The organism is Mesorhizobium sp. B2-3-5, from assembly GCF_006442395.1.
GTDB lineage: Bacteria > Pseudomonadota > Alphaproteobacteria > Rhizobiales > Rhizobiaceae > Mesorhizobium.
On sequence record NZ_VFVX01000007.1, the window covers coordinates 32,770 to 56,672 of the forward strand.

22 protein-coding genes and 1 pseudogene are annotated in these 23,903 nt (G+C 62.2%); 14 read left to right on the forward strand and 9 right to left on the reverse strand.

Annotated elements, in window-relative coordinates; genetic code table 11:
* The first annotated feature begins 118 nt into the window (after positions 1-118).
* From FJ958_RS10695 to FJ958_RS10715, 4 genes are all read left to right on the forward strand, one after another.
* On the forward strand, positions 119-2,272 hold the full coding sequence (locus FJ958_RS10695) for a penicillin-binding protein 1A (RefSeq protein WP_140742305.1): 2,154 nt from the start codon (positions 119-121) through the stop codon (positions 2,270-2,272).
* Positions 2,273-2,383: 111 nt separating this feature from the next.
* A complete protein-coding gene (locus tag FJ958_RS10700) occupies positions 2,384-2,968 on the forward strand; it encodes a DUF1214 domain-containing protein (RefSeq protein WP_140742307.1) in 585 nt (194 codons plus the stop codon).
* Positions 2,961-3,530: a DUF1254 domain-containing protein gene (locus FJ958_RS10705; RefSeq protein ID WP_140742309.1), complete on the forward strand. Its 570-nt coding sequence runs from the start codon at positions 2,961-2,963 to the stop codon at positions 3,528-3,530. The genes FJ958_RS10700 and FJ958_RS10705 overlap by 8 nt, the downstream gene beginning before the upstream one ends.
* A gap of 447 nt (positions 3,531-3,977) precedes the next feature.
* Complete coding sequence (locus FJ958_RS10715) at positions 3,978-5,012, forward strand: hypothetical protein (RefSeq protein ID WP_140742313.1); 1,035 nt, start codon at positions 3,978-3,980, stop codon at positions 5,010-5,012.
* On the opposite strand, the gene FJ958_RS10720 is transcribed toward FJ958_RS10715, so the two are convergent.
* The 3 genes from FJ958_RS10720 to FJ958_RS10730 form a co-directional block, all read right to left on the reverse strand.
* Positions 4,990-5,337, reverse strand: coding sequence for a DUF1491 family protein (locus FJ958_RS10720; RefSeq protein WP_140742315.1), 348 nt, complete (start codon positions 5,335-5,337; stop codon positions 4,990-4,992). The two genes, FJ958_RS10715 and FJ958_RS10720, sit on opposite strands and share 23 nt — an antisense overlap.
* 85 nt (positions 5,338-5,422) lie before the next feature.
* Positions 5,423-6,211, reverse strand: a complete 789-nt coding sequence (locus FJ958_RS10725; RefSeq protein ID WP_140742317.1) for a peptidoglycan-binding protein — start codon at positions 6,209-6,211, stop codon at positions 5,423-5,425.
* Positions 6,186-7,934, reverse strand: a complete 1,749-nt coding sequence (locus FJ958_RS10730; protein ID WP_140742642.1) for a HAMP domain-containing sensor histidine kinase — start codon at positions 7,932-7,934, stop codon at positions 6,186-6,188. Before FJ958_RS10730 ends, FJ958_RS10725 begins: the two co-directional genes overlap by 26 nt.
* Positions 7,935-8,079: 145 nt before the next feature.
* On the opposite strand from FJ958_RS10730, the gene FJ958_RS10735 reads away from it, so the two are divergent.
* The 3 genes from FJ958_RS10735 (at position 8,080) to FJ958_RS10745 (ending at position 9,343) form a co-directional block, all read left to right on the forward strand.
* Entirely contained in the window at positions 8,080-8,343 is a 264-nt protein-coding gene (locus tag FJ958_RS10735) for a hypothetical protein (protein WP_140742319.1), read from the forward strand.
* Positions 8,344-8,463: 120 nt separating this feature from the next.
* Positions 8,464-8,814 carry a DUF5330 domain-containing protein gene (locus FJ958_RS10740; RefSeq protein ID WP_140742320.1) on the forward strand — a complete coding sequence of 117 codons (351 nt, stop codon included), beginning with the start codon at positions 8,464-8,466 and terminating at the stop codon, positions 8,812-8,814.
* 100 nt (positions 8,815-8,914) lie between these two features.
* Entirely contained in the window at positions 8,915-9,343 is a 429-nt protein-coding gene (locus FJ958_RS10745) for a SufE family protein (RefSeq protein WP_140742322.1), read from the forward strand.
* An 88-nt stretch (positions 9,344-9,431) separates the two neighbouring features.
* Here the strand turns inward: FJ958_RS10745 and FJ958_RS10750 are convergent, their stop codons facing one another.
* Complete coding sequence (locus FJ958_RS10750) at positions 9,432-9,857, reverse strand: MucR family transcriptional regulator (RefSeq protein WP_010915014.1); 426 nt, start codon at positions 9,855-9,857, stop codon at positions 9,432-9,434.
* A gap of 614 nt (positions 9,858-10,471) precedes the next feature.
* Here FJ958_RS10750 and FJ958_RS10755 point away from each other — a divergent pair.
* From FJ958_RS10755 to FJ958_RS10765, 3 genes and pseudogenes are all read left to right on the forward strand, one after another.
* Positions 10,472-12,595 carry a S9 family peptidase gene (locus tag FJ958_RS10755; RefSeq protein ID WP_140742324.1) on the forward strand — a complete coding sequence of 708 codons (2,124 nt, stop codon included), beginning with the start codon at positions 10,472-10,474 and terminating at the stop codon, positions 12,593-12,595.
* Positions 12,592-12,690: pseudogene (locus FJ958_RS10760) on the forward strand (LysE family translocator); the annotation flags it as partial. The gene FJ958_RS10755 and the pseudogene FJ958_RS10760, both read left to right, overlap by 4 nt.
* A gap of 121 nt (positions 12,691-12,811) precedes the next feature.
* Complete coding sequence (locus FJ958_RS10765; protein WP_140611246.1) at positions 12,812-13,213, forward strand: SET domain-containing protein-lysine N-methyltransferase; 402 nt, start codon at positions 12,812-12,814, stop codon at positions 13,211-13,213.
* 99 nt (positions 13,214-13,312) lie between these two features.
* Here the strand turns inward: FJ958_RS10765 and FJ958_RS10770 are convergent, their stop codons facing one another.
* The 4 genes from FJ958_RS10770 to FJ958_RS10785 form a co-directional block, all read right to left on the reverse strand.
* A complete protein-coding gene (locus FJ958_RS10770; RefSeq protein ID WP_140742326.1) occupies positions 13,313-14,263 on the reverse strand; it encodes a cytochrome c in 951 nt (316 codons plus the stop codon).
* Between the two features lie 9 nt (positions 14,264-14,272).
* A complete protein-coding gene (locus FJ958_RS10775) occupies positions 14,273-14,710 on the reverse strand; it encodes a cytochrome c (RefSeq protein ID WP_140742328.1) in 438 nt (145 codons plus the stop codon).
* Between the two features lie 249 nt (positions 14,711-14,959).
* Positions 14,960-15,562 (reverse strand): superoxide dismutase, encoded by a 603-nt coding sequence (locus tag FJ958_RS10780; RefSeq protein ID WP_140742330.1) that lies wholly within the window; start codon positions 15,560-15,562, stop codon positions 14,960-14,962.
* Between the two features lie 172 nt (positions 15,563-15,734).
* The gene (locus tag FJ958_RS10785) at positions 15,735-16,613 is read right to left on the reverse strand and encodes a branched-chain amino acid aminotransferase (protein ID WP_140742332.1); all 879 of its coding nucleotides are present in this window, start codon (positions 16,611-16,613) and stop codon (positions 15,735-15,737) included.
* A 155-nt stretch (positions 16,614-16,768) separates the two neighbouring features.
* On the opposite strand from FJ958_RS10785, the gene FJ958_RS10790 reads away from it, so the two are divergent.
* Positions 16,769-17,428 carry a haloacid dehalogenase type II gene (locus tag FJ958_RS10790; protein WP_140742334.1) on the forward strand — a complete coding sequence of 220 codons (660 nt, stop codon included), beginning with the start codon at positions 16,769-16,771 and terminating at the stop codon, positions 17,426-17,428.
* Between the two features lie 174 nt (positions 17,429-17,602).
* A complete protein-coding gene (locus FJ958_RS10795) occupies positions 17,603-18,427 on the forward strand; it encodes a L,D-transpeptidase (protein ID WP_140742336.1) in 825 nt (274 codons plus the stop codon).
* Positions 18,428-18,513: 86 nt separating this feature from the next.
* Here FJ958_RS10795 and FJ958_RS10800 read toward each other — a convergent pair whose 3' ends face one another.
* On the reverse strand, positions 18,514-20,052 hold the full coding sequence (locus tag FJ958_RS10800) for a helicase HerA-like C-terminal domain-containing protein (RefSeq protein WP_140742338.1): 1,539 nt from the start codon (positions 20,050-20,052) through the stop codon (positions 18,514-18,516).
* Between the two features lie 274 nt (positions 20,053-20,326).
* On the opposite strand from FJ958_RS10800, the gene FJ958_RS10805 reads away from it, so the two are divergent.
* Complete coding sequence (locus tag FJ958_RS10805; RefSeq protein ID WP_140742340.1) at positions 20,327-21,769, forward strand: methylmalonyl-CoA mutase subunit beta; 1,443 nt, start codon at positions 20,327-20,329, stop codon at positions 21,767-21,769.
* A complete protein-coding gene (gene scpA / locus FJ958_RS10810; RefSeq protein ID WP_140742342.1) occupies positions 21,766-23,889 on the forward strand; it encodes a methylmalonyl-CoA mutase in 2,124 nt (707 codons plus the stop codon). The genes FJ958_RS10805 and scpA overlap by 4 nt, the downstream gene beginning before the upstream one ends.
* Positions 23,890-23,903: the final 14 nt, after the last annotated feature.

Consider the following 23,903-nt stretch of genomic DNA (forward strand, 5'->3'; position numbering starts at 1 on the left):
GTGTCCTCGCCGCCCTTGTGAGCGTGCGCAAAATGGACGAATAGTCAGGACAGGGCGCCGCCCTGAAATTGCCCGCTTGCGGTTTTCAGGTCGCGTCACAGCCGAGCCGGGTTTTTGAATGGTCCGTCCTGAACCGCGCAAGAGAAGAGGTCCGATCGCCTCCCGCCTTCTGGCGCTGGACGCATGGCTTGATTCCTCGCTCTACGAGATCGGCTTCAAGGCGCGCCAGTTCTGGGAAGCGGCGACGATCTTCTCGCGGCGCTTCCGGCTAAAGGGCTGGCGCCGCGGCATCATCGAACTTTTGAGCGAGGGCTTCACGCTTGGCGCCGGCGGCATGGTGGTGATGCTGGCGCTGGCCATTCCGGCTTTCCAGGATACGGCCGGCGACTGGCGCGCCCAGGGTGACTTCGCCGTCACCTTTCTCGACCGTTACGGCAACGAGATCGGCCAGCGCGGCATCATCCAGCGCGACTCCGTACCGGTCGACGAGATGCCCGATCATGTCATCAAGGCGGTGCTTGCCACCGAGGATCGTCGCTTCTTCGACCATTACGGCATCGACGTGCTCGGCCTCTCGCGTGCGATCTTCGAGAACGTGCGAGCGAACTCTGTCGTCCAGGGCGGTTCCAGCATTACCCAGCAATTGGCCAAGAACTTGTTCCTGACCAATGAGCGCACGTTCGAGCGCAAGATCAAGGAAGCCTTCCTGTCGCTGTGGCTCGAGGCCAATCTGTCGAAGAAGGAAATCCTGCAGCTCTACCTCGACCGCGCCTATATGGGCGGCGGCACATTCGGCATCGAGGCGGCGGCGGACTTCTATTTCGGCAAGAGCGTCAAGGACCTGAACCTCGCCGAGGCTGCGATGCTCGCCGGCCTGTTCAAGGCGCCGACCAAATACGCGCCGCACATCAACCTGCCGGCAGCGCGCGCCCGCGCCAATGTGGTGCTCTCCAATCTCGTCGATTCCGGCTTCATGACCGAGGGCCAGGTGCTGCAGGCAAGGCTGCATCCGGCCGACGTCGTCGACCGCGGCGAACAGAAGAGTCCCGACTATTTCCTCGACTGGGCCTTCGACGAGGTCAAGAAGATCGCCAAGCCCGGCCAGCACTCGCTGGTGGCGCACACCACCTTCGACGCCAACATCCAGAAGGCGGCGGAAGAATCCGTCGAGTTCCACCTGCGTCAGTTCGGCAAGGAGTACAACGTCACCGAGGGCGCCGTTGTGGTCATCGAGACCAATGGCGCGGTCCGCGCCATCGTGGGTGGCCGCGACTACGGCGCCAGCCAGTTCAACCGGGCCACCAAGGCGCTCCGCCAGACCGGCTCGTCGTTCAAGCCCTATGTCTACGCCACGGCGATGGAGCATGGCTTCACGCCCAACTCCGTCATCTCAGGTGGCCCGATCAGCTGGGGCAGCTGGTCGCCGCACAATTACAGCGGCGAGTCGGCGGGCAACATCACGCTGCTGATGGCGATGGCCAAGTCGATCAACACGGTTCCGGTGCGGCTGGCCAAGGACCATCTCGGCATCGCTCCGATCAAGGCGATGGCCGAGGCCATGGGGGTAGAGTCCCCACTCGAGGGGCACAAGACGATGGTGCTCGGCACCTCGGGCATGACCGTCATGGACCAGGCGACGGGCTATAGCGTGTTCGCGCAGAACGGCTTCGTCGGTTCCAGGCACGGCATCACCCAGCTCGTCACCCGCACCGGCGAAGTGGTGTATGACTGGACCAAGGACGCGCCGCCGCCGCACCGCGTTCTGTCCGAGCAGGCGCTGAAATCCATGAACACGATGCTGGCGGCCGTTCCGGTGATGGGCACGGCGCGGCGGGCGCAAATTCCCAACATCGTCGTCGCCGGCAAGACCGGCACCACGCAATCCTATCGCGACGCCTGGTTTGTCGGCTTCACCGGCAACTACACGGCGGCGGTGTGGCTGGGCAACGATGACTTCACCCCGACCAAGAACATGACGGGCGGCTCGCTGCCAGCGATGGTGTGGCAGCGCCTGATGGTCTACGCGCACCAGAACATCGACCTGAAGCCGATTCCCGGCATCGACAAACCGTTCGTCGACGAGGAGACCGCGGCCAAGGCGGCGGAAGCGCAGAAGAAGAGCGAGGATCAGGCTGCGGCCGACGCCGCCGCCGAGAGGCCGCCAGTGCTGTCCGGCCGGACCACGCAGACGCTGAGGGACATGACGCAGCTGTTCCAGGCGGCACCGAAACTCGACGCACCCGCCACGCCCGAAACGCTTTCGGCGCTGTGACGTCGGCTCGAGCACCGGCGAGGCGAACTGGCAAATCCATCACGCCCGCTTGCCACGAGGCCCTGCGTCGCGATATCCCCGAACGGCAATCCTTCATGCACCCGGCTCTTCATGCTCAAGAACGCCTTCCTGATGCTGCTTTCGCTTGCCATAGCCATTGGCGGCGGCGGCGCCAGCGTCTGGTATGCGCTGAAGGTCCAGGACGGCGTCGGCGCGATCAGGATCGGCCAATGGACCGCCTTCCCCGACATCGGCACCCCGGCCGCAGATCCCTACTCCAAGGCCCGCGTGGCGCGCGAGGGCGTGCTTGCGCTCGGCCGCGCCGAGGGCCTGTCCTTCGTCGCGGAGAATGATGCCGCCGGCGACCAACTCAAGCGGGAATGCACCTACAAGATCGAGGGCGGATTTCCGACCGCACGGTTCTGGACACTCTATGCCGCCGATCAATCGCTCGGCGTCGTCGAGACAGGCAAACCGCGGCTTGCCGCGCTTCAGTCCTACGAGGTGCTGCGCAAACCCGACAATTCGGTGATCATTTCGGTCGGCCATCACCCGATGCCCGGCAACTGGCTTTTGACCAACGGTTCCGGAAGGATGTATTTCGTCCTGACCTTCTACGACACACCGATCGCCAGCAGCACCGGCCTGTCGGACGTTTCGCTGCCCAGGATCGTGAAGGCCGGCTGCGATGCGTAATTTCCGGGCCGCGCTACGCCGTCTTTTCCATGCCGTCCTGCTCGGCATCGTCGGCGCCGGCATCGTGCACATCGTCGTGCTGCTTCTGGTGCCCGAGTTTTCCGAACGCGACGCCTGGTCGCGACTGTCGATGGCCTCGGACCTCTACAGGATGAATCGGCTCGATGCCGAGGCGGGCGGCGCGCCGGTGGTGAAATCCGTCGATCCGCTGTTTTATGCCACGGCTTGCCGGTTCGACCTCGAGGAAGGGATGGTCCGGATCAAGGCGCTGGGAAACGTCCCCTTCTGGTCAGTGTCGGTCTATGACCGCAATGGCCACAATGTCTATTCCTTCAACGACCATACGGCGACGGGCGGCAAGCTGGATGCCGTCGTGCTGACGCCGGCGCAGATGATCGACGTGCGCAGGGACCTGCCCGAAAATCTGCAGGGTGCGATCTTCGTCGAAGCGCCCATAGACGAGGGCATCTTCGTTATCCGCAGCTTCGTGCCTGACGACAGCTGGAAGCCGATCGTGTCGCGCTTTCTCGATCAGAGTTCCTGCGAGCTGCAGGATTTCTAGGCCACGATCGTGGCCAGCGTGACAGCCAAGGCCGCGGCTTCCGCAAAGCTCAGTGATGCGGCACCGGCGTCCGTGGCGCCCCCGGTCTGTCAGGGCCGGCAGGCCGCGCTTCCCCGGCATTGGACCGTTCATAACGGATGCCCGGAAAGATGATCACCGCCGCCGGTATTTCGGTGGTTTGCTTGGCTCGATTGATTGGTGCCGCACGCGGCACGAAAGACAGTATCATGCCCATGGTTCGCGCATTCCTCTCGGTTTCCCCGGAGCACAACGCAACGCCTCCAAATATCATTAAGGCCGGCAGAGGGTTAACGGAGCGCTAACGGATCGCCGCTAACTTGATCTTTGTTCCCAGGTCAGAAAGTTCTGACCGAGGCAATCGCTAAACCGACACGGTCCCGGTTGAGCATTATCAAGGCTGTGTATCTGTTATCAGGCGTATCCTTCGTGTCATCTTCGGACTTCAGGCAAATCGCGATACGAACGGAAACGGGAAAGGCCGAGAGGCTGTTCCGCGCCGCGGTGTCGGCGTTCTGCTCTCTTACCCGTCCGTCGCGCCGCGAGATCGGCCAGCTCGAGGATTTGACGCTGCCTTTGTTCGACGAGGTGTCGGTCGAATCGCGACGCTATGTGGCAGCCGCCCTTTCCGAATGCGAATATGCGCCGGCCGCGCTGGTGCGCCGCCTGTGCGAGGAGCCGGTCGACATCGCCGCGCCACTGCTCATCCGCTCGCGTGCCGTCAGCGATATCGACCTGATCGCGCTGATCGGCCGGCATGGCCTGCCGCATGCCCGGGCCATCGCGCGCCGCAGGGACCTAAACCCGACCATCGCCGATCTGATCAGGGCGCTCGAAAGGCCGACATTGGTGCGGGCGCGGGATCCGGAGATGCACCCTCCTGCGCCACCAACCGTCGCAGTCGTAAATGCGGAAGCGGCCGAAGACAGCGCGACGAGCAAACAGTCCCCCGGCACCGCCGCCGAGAATGCGCGGCGCAGGCTGCGCTCCATGATGCGCACCGGCGACGAAGCATTGGCGGCGAAGGTCGACGCGTTTCCCGGCTCGGACAGCTATGTCAAACTGCGCGAGACCGCGCTGACCGGAAACGCCGCGTTCTTCCAGACCGCGCTCGCCGATGCCCTCGATATCGATTTCTCGACCGCGCGATTGCTGACCGCCAACCAGAACTATGCCCCGCTGCTTGCGGCGCTGCGCTCGCTTGATCTGAGCGAAGACCGGGCATTTCTGATCACGGTCGCCGTCTATCCCAGCCTTTTCCCGCATCCGCAGGCCATCCGCACCTATCTCGACCGCTACCGCCTGCTGCATCGCGACGTGGCCCTTGACAGGGTGCGCGGATGGAAAGCCGAAGCGCTGTCCAAAATGATCCGCGAAGCCGCGCCCGCAAACAGCGACATCCGCAAGCCCTCGAACAGCGACAAAGCCGACGCTCCCGGCCTCAGGGCGTCTTCACGGAAATAAGCTCCTCGACGGGAACAGTGCCGGCCTCGATTTCGACCACCCAGATGTCGGGATCGAATTTCTTTTCCCGTTCAAGACGGGCATCGAGCACGGCTGGATCATCCCCCGCGGCAAGAAGGCTGAAGAAGCGGTCGTCCGGCTTGGCCGAATCATAACTTGTCTGCGGCGCCGGCCCGTAGAGGGCAATTTCACCCAGCCGGCCCCGCGCCAGCACGAAAACAGCGCCAGCTTCGGTCGCGCCACGGTTGACCACGGCGGCAAATCCGCCTGCGCCGAAAACCCGGCGCAACAGGGCCGAGACCCACAGATCCGATGTGACGCGCATGAAAACTCCGCAAAGCGTGGCGGAGCTATCTATCGATATTTCCCTCGCTGGGCGAGCGGTCGTTTCGGGCCTTGTTGGTCGGAGCTCAATTGGTGAGGCCGATCTCGCGCATCTTGACGTAGACGATTTCATCGGGTTCGCCAGTCTGCGGCAGGCCGAACAGCGACTGAAACTCCTTGATTGCCGCCTTGGTGCGCGCGCCGACCTTGCCGTCGAGCTGCATATCGTCGTTACCGAAGGCTTTCAAACCGGCCTGGATCTTGACGATGCGGGGATCGGGCCCTTGAGTCGAGGGCTGTGCGGCATTCGTCTGCGCTGAATTTGTCTGCAGGGACACCGGAACCGCTGCCGGCCTCATGTCGGGACGCGGCTGCGGTTTCGGCACGGCAGCGGTCTTCGGCGTTGCGCCCAGTTGATCAAGCAGCAGCGCGTCGATTTCGCCGGAAGCGTTGACCCCGACCTTCTGCTGATAGGCCTGAATGGCCTTGCGCGTATTGGGGCCGGAAATGCCGTCGACCGTGCCGGGATAGAAGTCGAGGTCCTTCAATATGCCTTGCACCTGCTCGACCACCGGATCGCCCTTCATCGGTGCGGGCGCCGAATTTGGCCGCACGATGTTGATCGTGGTCTCCGGCTCGTCGGCGGTGTGCGGAAAACCCTGGAAGTGGCGGGTGGCGAAAAAGGCCCCGGCATGCGGGAAAGGCTGATACCACAGCGCGTTCGCCGAGACATAGAACAGCGTGACCAGGAATGCCGTCGATCCGCCCACCAGGACAGGATTGCGCGAAATCATCCCACCAACGGCAATGGCGCCGTCCTGAAAGGCGTTGCTTCGGCGTTTGACCGCCTTAGGCTGTTTTGCGGAGCGAGCCATTTCTGTCCCCTTTCGCCCTCGTCACCGGCATCGTCAGCACCCCTGCCTGGTTCGCCGGGCGCCCCTTCGGCCCATTGACCGGCAGGCTGATGGTCACCGTGGTGCCCTCGCCCGGCATGCTTTCGATCGACATCGTGCCTTCGTGCAGCGCCACCAACCCCTTCACCAGCGACAGGCCAAGGCCGGTCCCCTCGAACCGGCGCGTATAGTCGTTCTGGATCTGCGTGAAGGGCTTGCCGAGATTGGCGAAATCCTCCTCCGCAATGCCGATGCCGGTGTCCCTGACCCAGAAATGCAGACGCGAGCCGATCCGCTTGGCGCCGACGACGACGTCTCCGCCATCAGGCGTGAACTTGATCGCATTGGAGACGAGGTTGATGAGGATCTGCTGCACGGCGCGGCGATCGGCATTGATGTCGCCGGCGTCCGGCGCGATCTGCGTCTGCAGGTCGATATTCTTGGCCTGCGCCTGCAGCCGCATCATGGACTGGCACATTTCGACGGCCTCCATGAATCGGAAGGGCTCCGGCTCCGTCGCGTAGGCCCCCGATTCGATCCTCGATACGTCGAGAATGGAGGTCACGACGGCCAGCAGATGCTGGCCCGAATCCCGCACAAGGCCGACATATTCCTTCTGGCGCGGATCCTTGAAGGCGCCGAACATCTCATGCAGCAACATGTCGGAGAAGCCGATGATGGCATTCAGCGGCGTGCGCAGTTCGTGGCTGACCACCGCCAGGAACCGGCCCTTGGCCACTTCGGCGGCGGCCGCCGCCTCGTTGGCCTGTGCGAGGTCTTCGCGCAGCCGGGCGGTCTCGTCGTTCTCGCGCAGGACAAGCGTGAAGACGTCGCCCTGTTCCTCGCCGCGCACCAGCTCGAGCAAGAACGGCCGATAGTTGTCGGCCGTCAGGCGGTTGTCATTCTGGCCGTTGCCGTTCTGGGGCAGCCTGACGCGCAGTTCGACGCGGCGCGACAGGGCGCCATCACGCATGTCGGCCAAAGCGCTGAGATAGGAGACCCGATCCGACAGATGGACGCGGTCGAAGAAGCCGCTTCCCGAAAGCAGTTCAGGCGGCAGTTTCAAAAGGGTGCGCGCCCTGGCGGACGCATCCAGGACCTCGCCGTGGCGGGCGACGCGCAGGACCACCGCATCGATAATGTCTTCCAGCCGATCGCCGCTACCCACCGCATCGACCGCACCGGCGCTATCAGGAAAAGCCGACATGCGCGGGACAAGCGTCAGCGCCCAGGCCAGCGGGACCAGCCAATGCCAGGCGGCGATCTGCGCGCCCGCGAATGGCAAGAAGGCCGCGGCCAGAGGCTGAAGGGCAATGGCTGCGATGGCCGCCACAGCCCCAAAAAGCGCCGCACGCCGCGTGGCGCCGATCCACCAGGCCTCGAATGGCAGCGCCACGGCAAGCATGGCGACAGGTGAGCTCAAACCGCCGGCGGCGGCGATGATACCGCCAAGTGCAACAGACGCCATCACCAGCGCGATCGGTGCTGCCGCGGCCATCCTTCCGGTCGCCGCCACCAGCAAGGCGACGAACCAGCACAGACCGAAGGCCGCGAAGATGGCGGCGATGGTCACGGCGGCGCCCATGCCTGATGTAACCAGCGTGACCGCGGCACCGGCGGCGAAGAACGGCGCGGCCAGCATGACGCCAATGAACCGGCGCTGGCGCTCGCGGTCGCTTTGTCCGAGAAGGGAGGGATGGACCATACGTTCGCAACCGGCGGCAATCGCGCCGGGCAATTCAGCGTATCTGGCCTTGATCGGCATCAACTCAACGCACTCGCACTCGTCGTGAACAGCTCTGCTTTTGCAGATTATCTTGGGTCTGAAACTCGCATCCAGCGTTTAAGGAATGGATAAAGCAGGGGCGACCAGAGCCTGGCCTGCGGCAAATATCGGGATGGTGACGGTCGAAAACCCGGGCAAATGCCGCCATAGTAAATGGAGGGTTATCCGGGAACGCCTGGCGGCAGCGGACCATCGGCGGGAAGAGAACCGCCCGCATTCAATAAAACCGCAATGGAAACAATCAGATGAATGGTTATCAGGGGGTAACGAAAATCGTCTCGATATGAAACAAATCCATGGCAAAACGCTTCGTTTCGAATTTGCCTAAAATTTGAGGAGAATTTTCGTCTAACCCGCAAGCCGTCCTTTGTGGCTGTGTGCCAACATCCTGCCCATAAAAGAGGTCATGCCATGTGACGCATGATCCGGTCACGACAAGAGGCAAGGCATGTTCTTTCTGATAAGAATGGCTTTCTGGTTTTCATTGGTGCTGCTGGCGCTGCCGCTGAGTGTCGGTTCCGACGAGCCGGGACAGGAAAGCGTCGGGCCGATCCAGGCCTTGTTTGCGGCACGTGACGCGGTGGGCGACATCGCTGGCATTTGCGAGCGCAAGCCCGATGTCTGCGAAACCGGCAAGTCGGCCGTGCACACCATCACGGCACGCGCCAAGGAGACCGCCAAAATCGCCGCCGCCATGCTGGACGACAAGCCCGCCGGTCCCGATACCTCGACGACGACCGGCAGCGTGCCGGACGAAATTGTCCTGCCGGAGACCGTCAACCTGCCGGTAAGGAATTAAGCCGCCTCGACGGCGCATCGCGGGCCGTCTTCCCTCTCGACGCCCGCGATGTCCTTGTTTTTTCCGTGACGCGGCGCCGCCGCGTGACTATATCCGGGTAATGACGACCACGATCCAGACGATCCGAGACGACTTCTCCTTCCTTGACGAGTGGGAGGACCGCTATCGTTACGTCATCGAGCTCGGCGAGGCACTGCCTCCATTTCCCGACGAGGAGCGCAACGCTGCCAACAAGGTGCCAGGTTGCGTCAGCCAGGTCTGGCTGACCACCGAACGGGGACCGGGCAGCGATCCAGTCATCACCTTCACGGGCGATTCGGATGCCCATATCGTGCGTGGTCTGGTGGCGATCATGCTGGCGCTGTTTTCCGGCAGGACCGCCAGCGAAATCCAGAAAATCGACGCGGAAGCGACGCTGAGGACCCTTGGTCTGGACGAGCACCTGTCGCCTCAGCGCGCCAATGGTCTTCGCTCTATGGTCAAGCGCATCAAGCGCGACGCCGAGATGGCGCTCGAACGGACAGCCTGACAAGCTTGATCCTGTACCGTGCGGCGGCCCGTCCCGCAAAGTCAAACGGCGCCCGAAGGCGCCGTTGATGTCAGTCTGCGAGGAGCGGTTACCGCGCCTTGCGCTTGCGGCCAAGGCCCATCTTCTTGGCGAGCTGCGAGCGGGCCGCCGCGTAATTCGGGGCAACCATCGGGTAGCTCGGATCGAGGTTCCACTTTTCGCGGTACTGGTCCGGCGTCAGATCATAATGGGTCATCAGGTGACGCTTCAGCGACTTGAACTTCTTACCGTCTTCAAGACAGACAATGTAGTCGTCGTGAACCGAGCGCTTCGGATTTACGGCCGGCTTCTGCTTGTCGGCAGGAGGCTGTTCGGCGGTTCCGCCCACACGCCCGAGAGCGGCATGCACATCCGATATAAGGTTCGGCAGTTCGCCGACCGGCACGGGATTGTTGCTGACATAGGCGGCCACCACATCGGCGGTCAGCTCGATCAGCGCATCATTGTTTCTGGAAGGTGTTTCGACAATATCCATGGTCTTCAGGCCCCAACAAGAGTTACGTCGGTCTACGCCCTTTTTTACAGGCAGGGCATCGCACGAATTTTGTGCAGGTAGAGCTTCTGCGATTCGTGTCGCGAGCATATCAATGCAACCGTGGACCAAGTAAGTCAATTCGCTCTTTGCATTATATTCAGGGATGTTGATCAACTATTCGCGGATCAGCTTCAATCTTTCGTGCATCGCGTAATTTTTCGATATTTCACCCGCCAAATCGGCAAAGGCTGACGTGGCGTCAGTGCATCGTTACATTCGCGATAACTCACAGATCGGGCATTCAATGCTCCGGTTTGCTTGGCCATCGCACCGACAATCTTGGTTGTTCACATCTGTCCACGAAACCGCAGGTTGCCATGGATTTTATCTTGCGGAAGCAACCTTGCGATGTCTGTGGGCCGCCTGCCTCCGGGCCAATCGATGCCGGTCGATCAATACAGGGCACTTGCCATAGACCCGGCCGGGTGACGAAGTTGCCTTTCCTGGCCGGATCATGCCAGACCTCACGCCAGCGATAGCGAACCGCCTGCTGCCCCATGCCGGTTTGTTGGCGATATCGAACACGTTTAAAAATACTTCCAGAGCGAGACGCAATGACCAAGCTCCCCCAATTTCCGATCGTCACCCCACCAACACCCGAGAAACGGCCGGTTTTCGACACGCATCACGGCATCACGCGAACCGATGAGTATGCCTGGCTGAGGGCCGACAACTGGCAGGAGATGTTCAGGGATCCTTCCTTGCTCGATGGCGCGATCCGCGTCGAACTCGAAGCCGAGAACGCCTACCAGTCGAAGCTGATGGCAGACACGGTCGACCTGCAAAAGCAGCTTTTCAAGGAGATGAAAGGCCGCATCAAGGAAGACGATTCCTCCGTACCTATGAAGGACGGGCCTTATGCCTATGGTTCTTCCTTCAAGCTCGGCGGCGAGCAGCCGCGCTATTTCCGCATGCCACGCGACGGCGGCGCAGAACAGATCCTGCTTGATGGCGACGCCGAGGCCGAGGGCAAGGCCTATTTCCGGCTGGGCGGCGTCGACCACTCGGCCGATCATCGCAAGCTCTTGTGGGCATTCGACGACAAGGGCTCTGAATTCTACACACTGCGCGTGCGCGATCTTGCCGATGGCAAGGACCTGGCGGACCAGATTGCCGCCACCGGCGGTTCGGGTGTGTGGGACGCGGGCAATGACGGTTTCTTCTACACGCGTCTCGACCCCAATCACCGGCCGTCGAAGGTGCTGTTCCATGCACTGGGGCAGGCCCCTGAAAACGACCGCCTGATCTATGAGGAAAGCGATCCCGGCTTCTTCATGAATGTCGACGGTACCCGTAACAACCAATGGATCATGATCGGTATCAACGATCACGAGACCTCGGAATATCGCCTGTTGAGCGCCAGCGATCCGTTTGCCGAACCCAAGCTGGTTTCGGCGCGCGAGACCGGTCTCCAGTACGAGTTGGAAGAAGGCGGCGACATCTTCTTCATCCTGACCAATGCGGATGGCGCGAAGGACTTCAAGATCATGACGGCGCCGGCAAGCGATCCGGTGCGCGCCAACTGGCAGGAGTTGGTGCCGCATGAGCCGGGCCGACTGATCCTGTCGGTGATCGGCTTCAAGGATCATATGGTCCGGCTCGAGCGCAAGGAGGGCCTGCCGCGCATCGTCGTGCGCGATCGTGCGAGCGGCGAGGAGCACCTGATTTCCTTCGACGAGGAGGCGTTTTCGCTCGGTCTTTCGGGTTCCTATGAATACGACACCGAAATCATGCGCTTTTCCTATTCGTCGATGACGACGCCGTCGCAGGTGTTCGACTACAACATGCGCACCCGCGAGCGTGTGCTGCTCAAGACGCAGGACGTGCCGTCCGGGCACGACCCGGACCATTATGTCACCAGACGGCTGATGGCACCCGCCGCCGACGGCGAACTGGTGCCGATCTCGCTTCTGCATCACCGCGACACGCCGCTGGATGGATCGGCACCTTGCCTGCTCTATGGTTACGGCTCCTATGGCATCACCGTGCCGGCGGCCTTCAACACCAACTGGTTCTCGCTGGTCGACCGCGGCCTGGTCTTTGCCATCGCCCATGTCCGCGGCGGCAAGGACAAGGGGTACGGCTGGTACGATGACGGCAAGCGTGCGCACAAGATGAACACCTTCACCGATTTCATTGCCTGTGCGCGCCACCTCGTTGCCGAGCGCTATACGGCGCATGACCGTATCGTCGCGCAAGGCGGTTCGGCCGGCGGCATGTTGATGGGCGCCGTCGCCAACATGGCGCCGGACTGCTTTGGCGGCATCGTCGCCGAGGTTCCGTTCGTCGATGTGCTCACCACCATGCTCGACGCGACCTTGCCGCTGACGCCGCCGGAATGGCCGGAATGGGGCAACCCGATCGCGTCAGCCGACGACTACCGGACGATCGCCGCCTATTCGCCGTACGACAATGTCGCTGATCTCGACTACCCGCCGATCCTGGCGCTCGCCGGTCTCACCGATCCGCGCGTCACCTATTGGGAGCCGGCCAAATGGGTGGCGCGGCTGCGCGACCGCAAGAGCGGCGACAATCCGGTGCTGTTCAAGATCAATATGGATTCCGGCCATGCCGGCGCGTCCGGCCGGTTCTCACGCCTGGAAGAGATCGCCTATACCTACGCCTTTACGCTGAAGGTGACGGGCAAGGCGCAGCTTGTCGCGGAAACGCTTCGATGATCGATCTGTCCACATTGATAGCCTACATCGCCGTTGTGCTCGGCTTTGTCTTCATTCCGGGTCCGGCCACGCTGTTGACGATCGCCCGCGCAACGATGGCGATCATGGTCTTTTGAATTCCGCATAGCTCATTTCCGCTCGCAATCGCGGCGGCCTCGCGCTACCCAAGGCACGTTTTCTCCGGGCCAAGATGCCCACCTCGCACAAGGGTCCATTATGCTGCTCGTCGACGTGTATCTCGACAAATCGCCCATCCAGGGCATCGGCGTTTTTGCCAAGAACCCTATTGCCCGCGGCACGTTGATCTGGAAGCTGGATCCAAGGTTCGACCGGATCATTGCGGTCGAGACTTATGAGGGCGAAAGCGGTCCGGTGAAGAGCTATCTCGACCGCTACGCCTATCCAGACCGGCGCGATCCGAATTACATCGTCTTCGAAGCGGACGACGCTCGCTACATGAACCATGCCGACGAGCCGAACTGCGACGTCTCCTCGCCCGAGGAGAGTTTCGCCCTGCGCGACATCGCGGCCGGCGAAGAACTGACCTGCAACTACAACCATTTCTTCGAAGCGGGATTCGATTTCCTGGGCGACCGCCATCCGTCATCCGACAACTAGCTAAGCAATTCCAGGAAAAGTGCGAAGCGGTCTTCTGTCCGGAATTGCGTCAAAAAGAGAGATCGAGCGGGTCGGCGTTCCTTGAAACGATGAACCGCTTTAGTTCGTGCCCTTCTTGCGCGCCGGGTAGCCATTTGGACGCGGCGGTATCGCCTTGAGGTAGGCCGCGATCGCCGCACGATCCCCCGCGGTCAGTTCGGCCGTGTTGCGTTGTACATCGACCATCGCGCCGCCAACGGAATCAAAACTGGGCGTGAAACCGGTTTCGAGGTAGTTGGCAATGTCGGCCTCCGACCACTTGTCGATACCGCCCTCACCCGATGTGATGTTGGGGACGACGCCGCTGCCTTCGGCCGCCACTGCACCGGCCAGCCATTCACTTTTCCTGGTGCCGCCCGCGAAGTCGCGCGGCGTGTGGCATTCACCGCAATGGCCCGGCCCTTCGACCAGGTAGCGGCCCGCCACCACCGGATCAGGCGCACCATCGGGCAAGGCAACGACCGGCTGGTCGCTGAGATAGAGCCGTTTCCACAGGCCGATGCCACGACGAATGTTGAAGGGGAAAGCGAGCGAATTGCCCGGCGCCTTGCCGGCGACCGCTGGCAATGTCTTCAGGAAAGCATAGAGATCGGCAATGTCCGATGGCTTCATACGTGCGTAGGACGCATAGGGAAAGGCCGGATAGAAGTGCTCGCCAGACGGCGACACCCCTTTGAGCATCGCATTGGCGAAATCCTCGAACGACCAGGCGCCGATGCCGTCCTTGGGATCTTGCGAGATGTTGGGAGGAACGAAAACGCCGAACGGCGTCTTCAGTTCAAGACCGCCCACGAGCTGAAGCCGTGCATCGCCCTGTGAACCTGGCTTTGCATGGCAGGAGGTGCAGCCGCCGGCATAGAAGATGCGCTTGCCCCTAGCCGCATCGCCAGGCCCGAGCTCGGCTAGGGCCCGCGTGTCCAAGGTCACGGGTGCCGAGAGGACCCATCCGGCAACCGCGCCGACGCCGCCCAGGATAACGAGGGCGCCGACGAATTTCCTGGGGAAGGGCATTGCCCGCTATCAGCCTTTTTTCACCCGATAGCTCTGGTGGCAGGCGCCGCAATTGGATGCGATGGCGCCGAATTTCATCTTCAATGTATCGATATCGGCGGGCGTGGCGGTGGTTGCCGCCTTGACGTCGGCGAGATATTTGTCTTCCGCGGCCTTGAAGCCTGGCATGTCTTCCCAGATTTTCGGCGCCGCCGTGGTATCGCCCGCATCGCTGCCCGCTGGAAACAGGGTGCCGACATCGAACTTCTCGGCATTCGCCTGCAGCGCCTGCAGTTGCGTCAGTACGGCAGCGGCATCAAAAGGTTCCTCCCCCTTGACCACTTTCGACAGGCCGCCGACGATCTTTCCGCGTTCCTTCATCAGAGCTTGCCGATCGAGGATCGGGTCCGCAAATGCGGCCGAGCCGGCAACTGCGAGCATGGAAATGGCGACGATAAGCTTTCTCATTCAATTGGCTCCGTGATGAAGGCATTTAGGGACACGACGTAAACGGATGTGGCGAACGGAATATTCCCTTTGCCTCCTAGTGACTTTTCCAGACCCTTGCTGGCGCGGATCTCGAGGCAGAAAAAGAAAAGCCCCGGGCTGCCGGGGCTTTTCCGAAAGATCGATCAGGCTATTACAGCACCGCGCGCCCTTGGCGCGCAAAAGACGCTGCGCATGATCCTTTCCGAGAATCGTGTCCGATTCTCGGCGTCATGCGCGGGCCTTTTCGTAGAGCTCGAGAACGTGATCCCAGTTGATCAGGCTATCGACGAAGGCCTCAAGATATTTCGGCCGCGCGTTGCGATAGTCGATATAGTAGGAGTGTTCCCAGACATCGACGCCGAGGATCGGCGAGGCGCCATGAACGAGCGGGTTCTCGCCGTTCGGCGTCTTCGAGATCGCCAGCTTGCCGTCCTTGACCGAAACCCAGGCCCAGCCCGAACCGAACTGCGTCGTGCCGGCCGCGATGAAGTCGGCCTTGAACTTGTCGTAGCCGCCGAGGTCGCTGTCGACCGCCTTCTGCAGAGTCCCAGGCAGCTTGTTGCCGCCGCCGCCTTTCTTCATCCACTTCCAGAAATGGATATGGTTGTAGTGCTGCGCGGCATTGTTGAAGAGGCCGGCATTCTTGCCGAACGATTGTTTCACCACCTCTTCGACCGACAGGTCGCCCATGCCGGCTTCCGCGGCCAGTTTGTTGCCGTTGTCGACATAGGCCTTGTGGTGCTTGTCGTGGTGATATTCCAACGTCTCTTTCGACATGTAGGGCTGCAGGGCCTCGTAGTCGTAAGGCAGAGCGGGCAATTCAAAAGCCATGGACGGTACTCCCTCGATGAAAATCCGGTGTGGATACCGGATCAAGATAGGTCTGGATCGGGCTCGGACAACTCCGAAATGAAGCGCCGGACGCTCTTTCTAGGCGGGTTCCGGCGAACTGTCACACGGTTTCCAAAAACGAAACCGCGTTGCGACAAAACGCCGGACGGGATCAGTTGGCCGGCGTCGAATGCGCCCAATCCCAATAGAGTTCACGCGCTTTCTTGGCTACCGGCCCGGGTTGCAGGTTGCGATCCTCGATGCGCGTGACCGGCACCACTTTGGAATGGTTGCCGGTCGAAAAGATCTCGTCGGCTTCGAGGAAATCGCGCACCGACAGCGTCTTTTCGGCGGTCCTGAAGCCATAGTCGCCGAGCAACGTCATCGTCCGCGAGCGCGTGATGCCGGACAGGAAGGTGCCGTTCGGCGCCGGCGTCAGCACGTGGCCATCCTTGACTAGGAAGATATTGGAGCTGCCGGTCTCGGCGACGTTGCCCAGCATGTCCAGAACCAGCGCATTGTCGAAGCCGCGCATCTTGGCTTCGAGGATGGCACGGCCATTGTTGGGATAGAGGCAGCCAGCCTTGGCGTTGGTCGGCATCGTTTCGATGGTCGGACGCCGGAACGGCGACACCGTCACGGAAAAGCCGGTCGGCCCGATCATCGGCGATTCGTAGAGGCAAAGGCAGAAGCGGGTCGATGCGGGATCGGCCGGCACGCCCATGTAGCCGCCATGCTCGGCCCAATACATCGGCCTGATATAGACCGCCGTCTTGCCATCGAACTTCTTCAATCCGTCCCAGGTCAGCCCGACGATCTGTTCGGGCGTCATGTTCGGCTTGAGGCCGAGAGCGATCGCCGAGGCGTTCACCCTGCTGGCGTGGAGGTCGAGGTCGGGCGCCACACCTTCGAACCAGCGAGCGCCGTCGAACACGCTGGTGCCCAGCCACATGGCATGGCTGCGCGGTCCAAGAATGGCGACATTGCCTTCGTACCAATCGCCATCGACGAAGGTCCATGTCGCGGATTGCGCTGCTGCCGCCAGTGTCATCGCGTTGTCCCGTTCCGATCAATCTCGTGTGACAACCATTGGAAGATGCTTTGGCCGGCGCCGTCAACCAGCATCAAGGAGTTTTGTTGAGGCCAGCGACGGCGCGATGCAATCAAGGCTTGCGCCCTGCCGCGCCGCGCCTCAAAACTGTTGACATGCAATATGCCGCCTATGTTTTCGATGCCTATGGCACGCTGTTCGACGTGCATGCCGCCGTGCGCCGCCATGCCGATCAAATCGGCCCGGACGGTCAGCTCCTGTCCGAAATCTGGCGCGCCAAGCAGCTCGAATATTCCTGGGTGCGCACGCTGATGGGCGCCTATGCCGATTTCTGGCAGTTGACCGAACAGTCGCTCGACTTCGCCTTGCGCAAGGTCCCTTCGGCCGATCCAAGCCTCAAGGTCAGGTTGCTGGAAGCCTATTGGCGGCTGGACTGCTACCCGGAAGTGCCGGCCGTGCTGAAAGCGCTCAAGGCTTCGGGTGCCAGGCTGGCGATCCTCTCCAACGGCTCGCCCGAAATGCTGGAAGCGGCGGTCAAGTCCGCCGCGCTCGACCAGGTGCTGGACCACATCTATTCCGTCGATGCGGTGCGGCGCTTCAAGACCGATCCGGCGGTCTATGACATGGTCGCCACTGGCTGGCGGCTCTACCCCGGCGCGGTTTCCTTCCAGTCCTCCAATCGCTGGGATATCGCGGGTGCCACCAAATTCGGTTTCCGCACGGTTTGGATCAACCGTTCCAATCAGCCCGAAGAATACCGGGACTTTCCGCCGACCGTGATCCTGCCGTCCCTTGAAGCCCTTGTCACAGCCTAAGCCAACTGCCTGTGACCCTGGCGCCACAGTGGCAGCGCGGTCACAGCTTCGCCTTTGTTTGTCCACGTTCGGGCCAGAATCGGAACCGCCTATCGCCTCAGGTGTTGTCAGGCACCCGCGTAGCGGCAAGCGAATTCACGCTTTGTTGGAATTTGAGTCTTAAAGAAGGCAGCCATGTCCATAACCGAAATCGAATCCTATCGCCTGAGCCGTCGCGGCTTCCTCAACGCCGCAGCACTGGGCACAGCCTCGATCGCGGTTTCCGCGTGCGCCACCACCGGACCTGGGCCGGTTCAGCCTCCCCCGCCAACCTATGTCGAGCCGCCTCTGGCCGACTATGCGTCGATGTACGCGGCGGTCAGCGATGGCGGCTTCGATTTGCCGGCCATCCCCGTCGACAGGATCGATCCGCAGTTCCTGCGCCAGATCGTGCCCGACCCGACCGGCCAGAAGCCGGGAACCATCGTCGTCGATACGACGGGCCACTTCCTCTATCTGGTTCGTCCGGGCGGCCAAGCCATCCGCTATGGCGTCGGCCTTGGCCGCGCCGGCTTCGAATGGTCGGGAGATGCCGTCGTCCAGTGGAAGCAGAAATGGCCGAAGTGGACGCCGCCGGATGAAATGATCGCCCGGCAGCCGGAATTGAAGCAGTACAGCGCCGACAATGGCGGCATGCCCGGCGGTCTGAAGAACCCGCTCGGTGCGCGTGCGCTCTACCTCTTCCAGGGCAATGTCGACACGCTTTATCGCCTGCACGGCTCGCCGGAATGGCGCTCGATCGGCAAATCGGTGTCGTCGGGCTGCGTACGCCTGATGAACCAGGACATCATCGACCTCTACGACCGCGTGCCCCAGAAGACCCCGGTCATCGTGACCAGCGACGCCCGCCAGCCGATGGTCGCGACCGCGAACCACAAGGCCATCCCGATCGATGCCGGCGTGCCGGACGGATCGGTATTGCTTGGACCGGTCAAAGCGGTAACCGACGCGATTTTCTAATCCGATCGCGCCTTCGGAATGCATGGCGCCGCGCGTCCGAAGGATCTCGCGGCGCCATAAGCCAGCTTTGCTGACTGGTGCGGGGCTCAGCGGCCTCTTGAAAGACTGCCCAGAATCCCGCGCACGATGGCGCGTCCAACCGACGAGCCGACCGAGCGCACCACCGACTTGATCGCGGCCTCCGCCACCGTCTGACGATTGGAGGAGCGCGGCGCCGGCGCGCGCCTGCCGCCGGACCGCGGCGCGGAATCATCATCGCCAAAGCCCGGAATGGTCCAGCGCGAGCCACCGCTGTCCGCCTGCTGTTCGGCATCCTGCGCCTCCTTGGCTTTCTTCTGCAGGATTTCGAAGGCAGACTCGCGGTCGATGACCTGGTCGTACTGGCCGGCGACCGGGCTCTCCGCGATCAGCTGGCGGCGCTCGTCCGGCTTGATGGGGCCGAGGCGCGAGGACGGCGGACGGATCAGCGTGCGTTGCACCATGGATGGAACGCCCTTGGCCTCCAGCGTCGAAACCAGCGCCTCGCCGGTGGCGAGCTGGGTGATGGCGGTGGCGCAGTCGAAATCAGGATTGGGACGGAACGTTTCGGCCGCCGTCCTCACCGCCTGCTGCTCACGCGGTGTATAGGCGCGCAGTGCGTGCTGGACACGGTTGCCGAGCTGGGCCAGCACCTTCTCGGGGATATCCAGGGGGTTTTGCGTGACGAAATAGACGCCGACGCCCTTCGAACGGATCAAACGCACCACCTGTTCCACGCGGTCGATCAGCACCTTTGGCGCCTCGTCGAACAGCAGATGCGCCTCATCGAAGAAGAAAACCAGCTTCGGCTTGTCGGGGTCGCCGACCTCCGGCAGTTCCTCGAACAGCTCCGACATCAGCCAGAGCAGGAAGGTCGCGTAGAGGCGCGGGTTCATCATCAGCTTGTCGGCGGCCAGCACGCTGATGGCGCCGCGGCCGTCACGTGTGGTGCGCATGATGTCGGAAATCCGCAACGCCGGCTCGCCGAAGAAGTTCGCAGCGCCTTGGCTCTCCAGCACCAGCAACGTGCGCTGAATGGCCCCCACCGACGGCTTGGTGACATTGCCGTAGCGGGCGCTGATCTCGTCGGCGCGCTCGGCGATGTTAGCCAGCAGCGCCTGTAGGTCCTTGAGATCGAGCAGCAGCAGGCCGTCCTCGTCGGCGATGCGGAAGGCAATGTTCATGATGCCTTCCTGCGCTTCGGTGAGGTTCATCAGCCGCGACAGAAGCAAGGGACCCATCTCGGAAATGGTGGCGCGGATGGGGTGACCCTGCTCACCGAACAGGTCCCAGAAGATGACGGGGAACTCCTGGAAATCGTAAGGATCGAGCTTGACCTGCGCGGCGCGCTTGACCAGAAAATCCTGTGCCGTGCCCATCATGGCGATGCCGGACAGGTCGCCCTTGATGTCGGCGCAGAACACCGGCACGCCGGCATTCGAAAATCCTTCGGCCAGTATCTGCAAGGTGACGGTCTTGCCGGTGCCGGTGGCACCGGTCACCAGGCCGTGACGATTCCCGTATTGCAGCAGCAGATTTTCGGCACGCTGATAGCTGTCGTCGGGCTTGCGGCTGGCGCCGATGAAAATACTGGTGTCGTCAGCCATATACCGGGTCTCCGCAAACTGATGTGTCTAAAAGCCAGCCTTTGCCCGAAGGTATAGTGAGGCCGTTGCGGAGCGACAATGCCAATCGTCGCGATCGGTTTTTTCGTGCTTGCGGATTTTGCTGGTGTTTGGCAATCGTTCATGGTTCGTCCACACAAGCCGACCTATATCCGATGGATCGAATTCAGACCTTGGTCGTGCATTGCGATAACCGACCGGTGACCGTAGACTGAACTGCTCCGGGCTGGTGCGGCCACGTAAATGAGGAAGATGGATGGGCGCTGGAGCCTTGACCAGGGATGTTGAACCGGCGAATGCCGAACGCCTGCGATGGCTGGCCTTGGCGGAAAAGGCGTTGGCCGGGGCGTCCTTCGAGGAAAAGCTGGTTTCGCACACCGACGACAACATCCGCATCGAGCCGCTCCACGAGCGTGCGACCGGAGCTGAACCGATCGTACGCGCGAATCCCCGATCGCCCTGGATCGTCAGTCAGCGCGTCGACGACCCAAATGTCGATCGTGCCAAGGCCCAGGTCCTGGATGATATCGCGCAGGGCGCGACCGGACTGTCGCTCGTCTTCGAAGGTGCTCCGAACGCATTCGGCTACGGCCTGCCCAGGACTGCGCAGGCGCTTGAAACGGTTCTGGAGGGCGTGCCCCTCAACCGGGTCCAGATCCGCATCGACACCCATCCGTGGAGCCGCCCCATGGCCGACTGGCTGGTGGCGTTCCTGAGCAAGCGCCGCTCCGATCCGGCAAAACTCAACCTCTCCTTCGGCATCGATCCGGCGGCGATCCTTGCGGGCACCGGCCGGCTTCGCATGTCGATCGAGGCATTGCAGGAATCGATGCCGCAGTCGCTGGCGCATTTCTTCTCGATGGACGTTCCCGGTGTGCTTCTGGAAGCGGACGGGCGCGTCTTCCACAATGCCGGTGCCACGGAAGCGCAGGAACTCGGCATCATGCTGGCTTCGGCGGTCTCGTATCTGAGAATGTTCGAAAAAGCCCGGCAGCCGCTCGTCTATGCGGCACCTCATATCGGCTTCGCGCTGAGTGTCGACCAGGACCAGTTCCTGTCGATGGCCAAGGTGCGGGCCTTGCGCAGGCTTTGGGCACGGGTGCAGGAAGCCTGTTCGATCCCCAACTCCACGGCCAATATCCATGCCGAGACATCATTCCGCATGATGACGGCATTGGACCCGGAGACCAACATCCTGCGCACGACGATCGGCTGCTTCGCGGCGGCGGCGGGGGGAGCCGATTCGATCTCCATCCTGCCGCATACGATCGCGCACGGCCTGCCGGCGCCTTTTGCCCGCCGCGTCGCACGCAACGCGCAGCTGATCATGGCCAATGAAAGCCATATCGATCATGTCGCCGATCCCGCCTATGGTTCCGGCGCGGTGGAGGCGCTGACATCAGATCTTTGCGCTGCGGCATGGGCGGAATTGCAGGCGATCGAGGCCGAGGGGGGTGTGCTGTCCAGCCTTCAGCAAGGACATATCCAGCAACGCGTCCGCACGGCGGCCGCCCGGCGCGAAGCCGCCTTCAAGGTGGGCGAGCGGGCGATCATCGGCACCACGCTCTATCCGCTGAAAAGCGAGCGTCCGGTCGAGACGCTCGACGCCGAACGGCGCCCTGTCTTCACTGAAGGCGTCGTGCTTTGCGAACCGCTGTTCCCGGTCCGCATCGACCAATCCATCGGGGCCGCATCTTGATTCCGGATTTCAGTCAGATCGGCTGGGTGCCGCCGCACCGCGCATCGGAAGAGATCAAGGGCCAGCGGATGACGCCCGAAGGTCTTGTCGTCAAGCATCTGTACAGCCACGGCGACCTCAAGGGCCTGCCGCATCTCGATACCTATCCGGGCCTGCCGCCCTTCGTGCGCGGCCCCTACCCGACCATGTATGTCCAGCAGCCCTGGACGATCCGGCAATATGCCGGATACTCGACGGCGGAGGAATCCAACGCCTTTTACCGGCGCAATCTTGCCGCCGGTCAGAAAGGCCTGTCGGTTGCGTTCGATCTCGCCACGCATCGCGGCTATGACAGCGATCATCCGCGCGTCGCCGGCGACGTCGGCATGGCGGGCGTCGCCATCGATTCCATCCTCGACATGCGGCAACTGTTCGACGGCATCCCGCTCGGCGACATGACCGTGTCGATGACGATGAACGGCGCGGTGCTGCCGATCATGGCGCTTTATATCGTCGCGGCGGAAGAACAGGGCGTTGCGCAGAAGGATCTGGCCGGGACCATTCAGAACGACATTCTGAAGGAGTTCATGGTCCGCAACACCTACATCTATCCGCCGAAACCCTCGATGCGGATCGTTTCGGACATCTTCTCCTACACCTCGAAGAACATGCCGAAGTTCAATTCGATATCGATCTCCGGCTACCACATGCAGGAGGCCGGCGCGACCGCCGACCTGGAACTCGCCTATACGATCGCCGACGGCATCGAATATGCCCGCGCCGGCGTCGCGGCTGGCCTCGATATCGACCGCTTCGCGCCACGCCTGTCCTTCTTCTGGGCGATCGGCATGAATTTCTTCATGGAAGTGGCCAAGCTCAGGGCCGCGCGCCTGCTATGGGCGACCTTGATAGAGAAGAATTTCGCGCCGAAGGACGAGCGCTCTCTGTCGCTGCGCACCCATAGCCAGACCTCCGGCTGGTCGCTGACGGCGCAAGATCCCTACAACAACATCATCCGCACCATGATCGAGGCGATGGCGGCCACGCAAGGCCACACCCAGTCTCTGCACACCAACTCCTTCGACGAGGCGATGGCGCTGCCGACCGATCATTCGGCGCGCATCGCCCGCAACACGCAGCTCATCCTGCAGAAGGAATCCGGAACCACGCGCATCATCGATCCGTGGGGCGGATCGGCCTACCTCGAACGGCTCACCCATGATCTGGCGGCGCGCGCGCTGACCCATATCGAGGAGGTCGAGGCGCTTGGCGGCATGGCCGCCGCGACCGAACAGGGCATTCCGAAGCTGCGCATCGAGGAAGCGGCTGCACGCACGCAGGCGCGCATCGATTCCGGCGAGCAGATGCTGGTCGGGGTCAATGCGCATCGCCCGGAGACCGACATCGAGGTCGATGTGCTGAAGATCGACAATGCCGAGGTGAGAGCCCGGCAATTGTCGAAGCTGCAGCATCTGAAGGGCACGCGCGATGTCGCCGCCGTGGAAAGCGCGCTCGACGCGCTGACCCGTGCCGCGCAAGGCAATGAGAACCTCTTGGAATTCGCCATCCGCGCCGCGCGCGCCAATGCCACGGTCGGCGAAATCTCGTACGCCCTGGAAAGAGCCTTTGGCCGGCACGTCGCCACCGTACAGACCATTTCCGGCGTCTATCGCAAGGCGCTTGGCGACAATCCAGTGGTCGATGGGCTGCAGGCCAAGCTTGGTGCTTTCGAGAAAAAGACCGGCGGCAGGCCGCGCATTCTCGTTGCCAAGATGGGACAGGATGGCCATGACCGGGGGCAGAAGGTGATCGCCACCGCCTTCGCCGACCTCGGCTTCGACGTCACCGTCGGCGCGATGTTCCAGACGCCGGAGGAGATTGCGAAGCTGGCGGTCGAGCATGATGTCCATGTCATCGGCGCCTCGTCGCTGGCGGCAGGGCACCTGACGCTAATCCCCGAATTGCGCGACGCGCTGAAAAAACTCGGCCACGGCGACATGCTGATCGTGGCCGGGGGCGTCATCCCGCCACAGGACTATCATGCGGTGCTGCAAGCTGGTGCCGCGGAAATCTTTCCGCCGGGAACTGTTATTCCGGAGGCGGCGGATCGGTTGATGGACAGGTTGTTGGCGGAAGGCTAACCAGTTATAATTTT

Coding starts and splice junctions, on each gene's coding strand:
- FJ958_RS10695 (WP_140742305.1), top strand. CDS start 119: ATGGTCCGTCCTGAACCGCGCAAGAGAAGAGGTCCGATCGCCTCCCGC.
- FJ958_RS10700 (WP_140742307.1), top strand. CDS start 2,384: ATGCTCAAGAACGCCTTCCTGATGCTGCTTTCGCTTGCCATAGCCATT.
- FJ958_RS10705 (WP_140742309.1), top strand. CDS start 2,961: ATGCGTAATTTCCGGGCCGCGCTACGCCGTCTTTTCCATGCCGTCCTG.
- FJ958_RS10720 (WP_140742315.1), bottom strand. CDS start 5,337: ATGCGCGTCACATCGGATCTGTGGGTCTCGGCCCTGTTGCGCCGGGTT.
- FJ958_RS10725 (WP_140742317.1), bottom strand. CDS start 6,211: ATGGCTCGCTCCGCAAAACAGCCTAAGGCGGTCAAACGCCGAAGCAAC.
- FJ958_RS10730 (WP_140742642.1), bottom strand. CDS start 7,934: ATGGTCCATCCCTCCCTTCTCGGACAAAGCGACCGCGAGCGCCAGCGC.
- FJ958_RS10735 (WP_140742319.1), top strand. CDS start 8,080: ATGGATAAAGCAGGGGCGACCAGAGCCTGGCCTGCGGCAAATATCGGG.
- FJ958_RS10740 (WP_140742320.1), top strand. CDS start 8,464: ATGTTCTTTCTGATAAGAATGGCTTTCTGGTTTTCATTGGTGCTGCTG.
- FJ958_RS10745 (WP_140742322.1), top strand. CDS start 8,915: ATGACGACCACGATCCAGACGATCCGAGACGACTTCTCCTTCCTTGAC.
- FJ958_RS10750 (WP_010915014.1), bottom strand. CDS start 9,857: ATGGATATTGTCGAAACACCTTCCAGAAACAATGATGCGCTGATCGAG.
- FJ958_RS10755 (WP_140742324.1), top strand. CDS start 10,472: ATGACCAAGCTCCCCCAATTTCCGATCGTCACCCCACCAACACCCGAG.
- FJ958_RS10765 (WP_140611246.1), top strand. CDS start 12,812: ATGCTGCTCGTCGACGTGTATCTCGACAAATCGCCCATCCAGGGCATC.
- FJ958_RS10770 (WP_140742326.1), bottom strand. CDS start 14,263: ATGCCCTTCCCCAGGAAATTCGTCGGCGCCCTCGTTATCCTGGGCGGC.
- FJ958_RS10775 (WP_140742328.1), bottom strand. CDS start 14,710: ATGAGAAAGCTTATCGTCGCCATTTCCATGCTCGCAGTTGCCGGCTCG.
- FJ958_RS10780 (WP_140742330.1), bottom strand. CDS start 15,562: ATGGCTTTTGAATTGCCCGCTCTGCCTTACGACTACGAGGCCCTGCAG.
- FJ958_RS10785 (WP_140742332.1), bottom strand. CDS start 16,613: ATGACACTGGCGGCAGCAGCGCAATCCGCGACATGGACCTTCGTCGAT.
- FJ958_RS10790 (WP_140742334.1), top strand. CDS start 16,769: ATGCAATATGCCGCCTATGTTTTCGATGCCTATGGCACGCTGTTCGAC.
- FJ958_RS10795 (WP_140742336.1), top strand. CDS start 17,603: ATGTCCATAACCGAAATCGAATCCTATCGCCTGAGCCGTCGCGGCTTC.
- FJ958_RS10800 (WP_140742338.1), bottom strand. CDS start 20,052: ATGGCTGACGACACCAGTATTTTCATCGGCGCCAGCCGCAAGCCCGAC.
- FJ958_RS10805 (WP_140742340.1), top strand. CDS start 20,327: ATGGGCGCTGGAGCCTTGACCAGGGATGTTGAACCGGCGAATGCCGAA.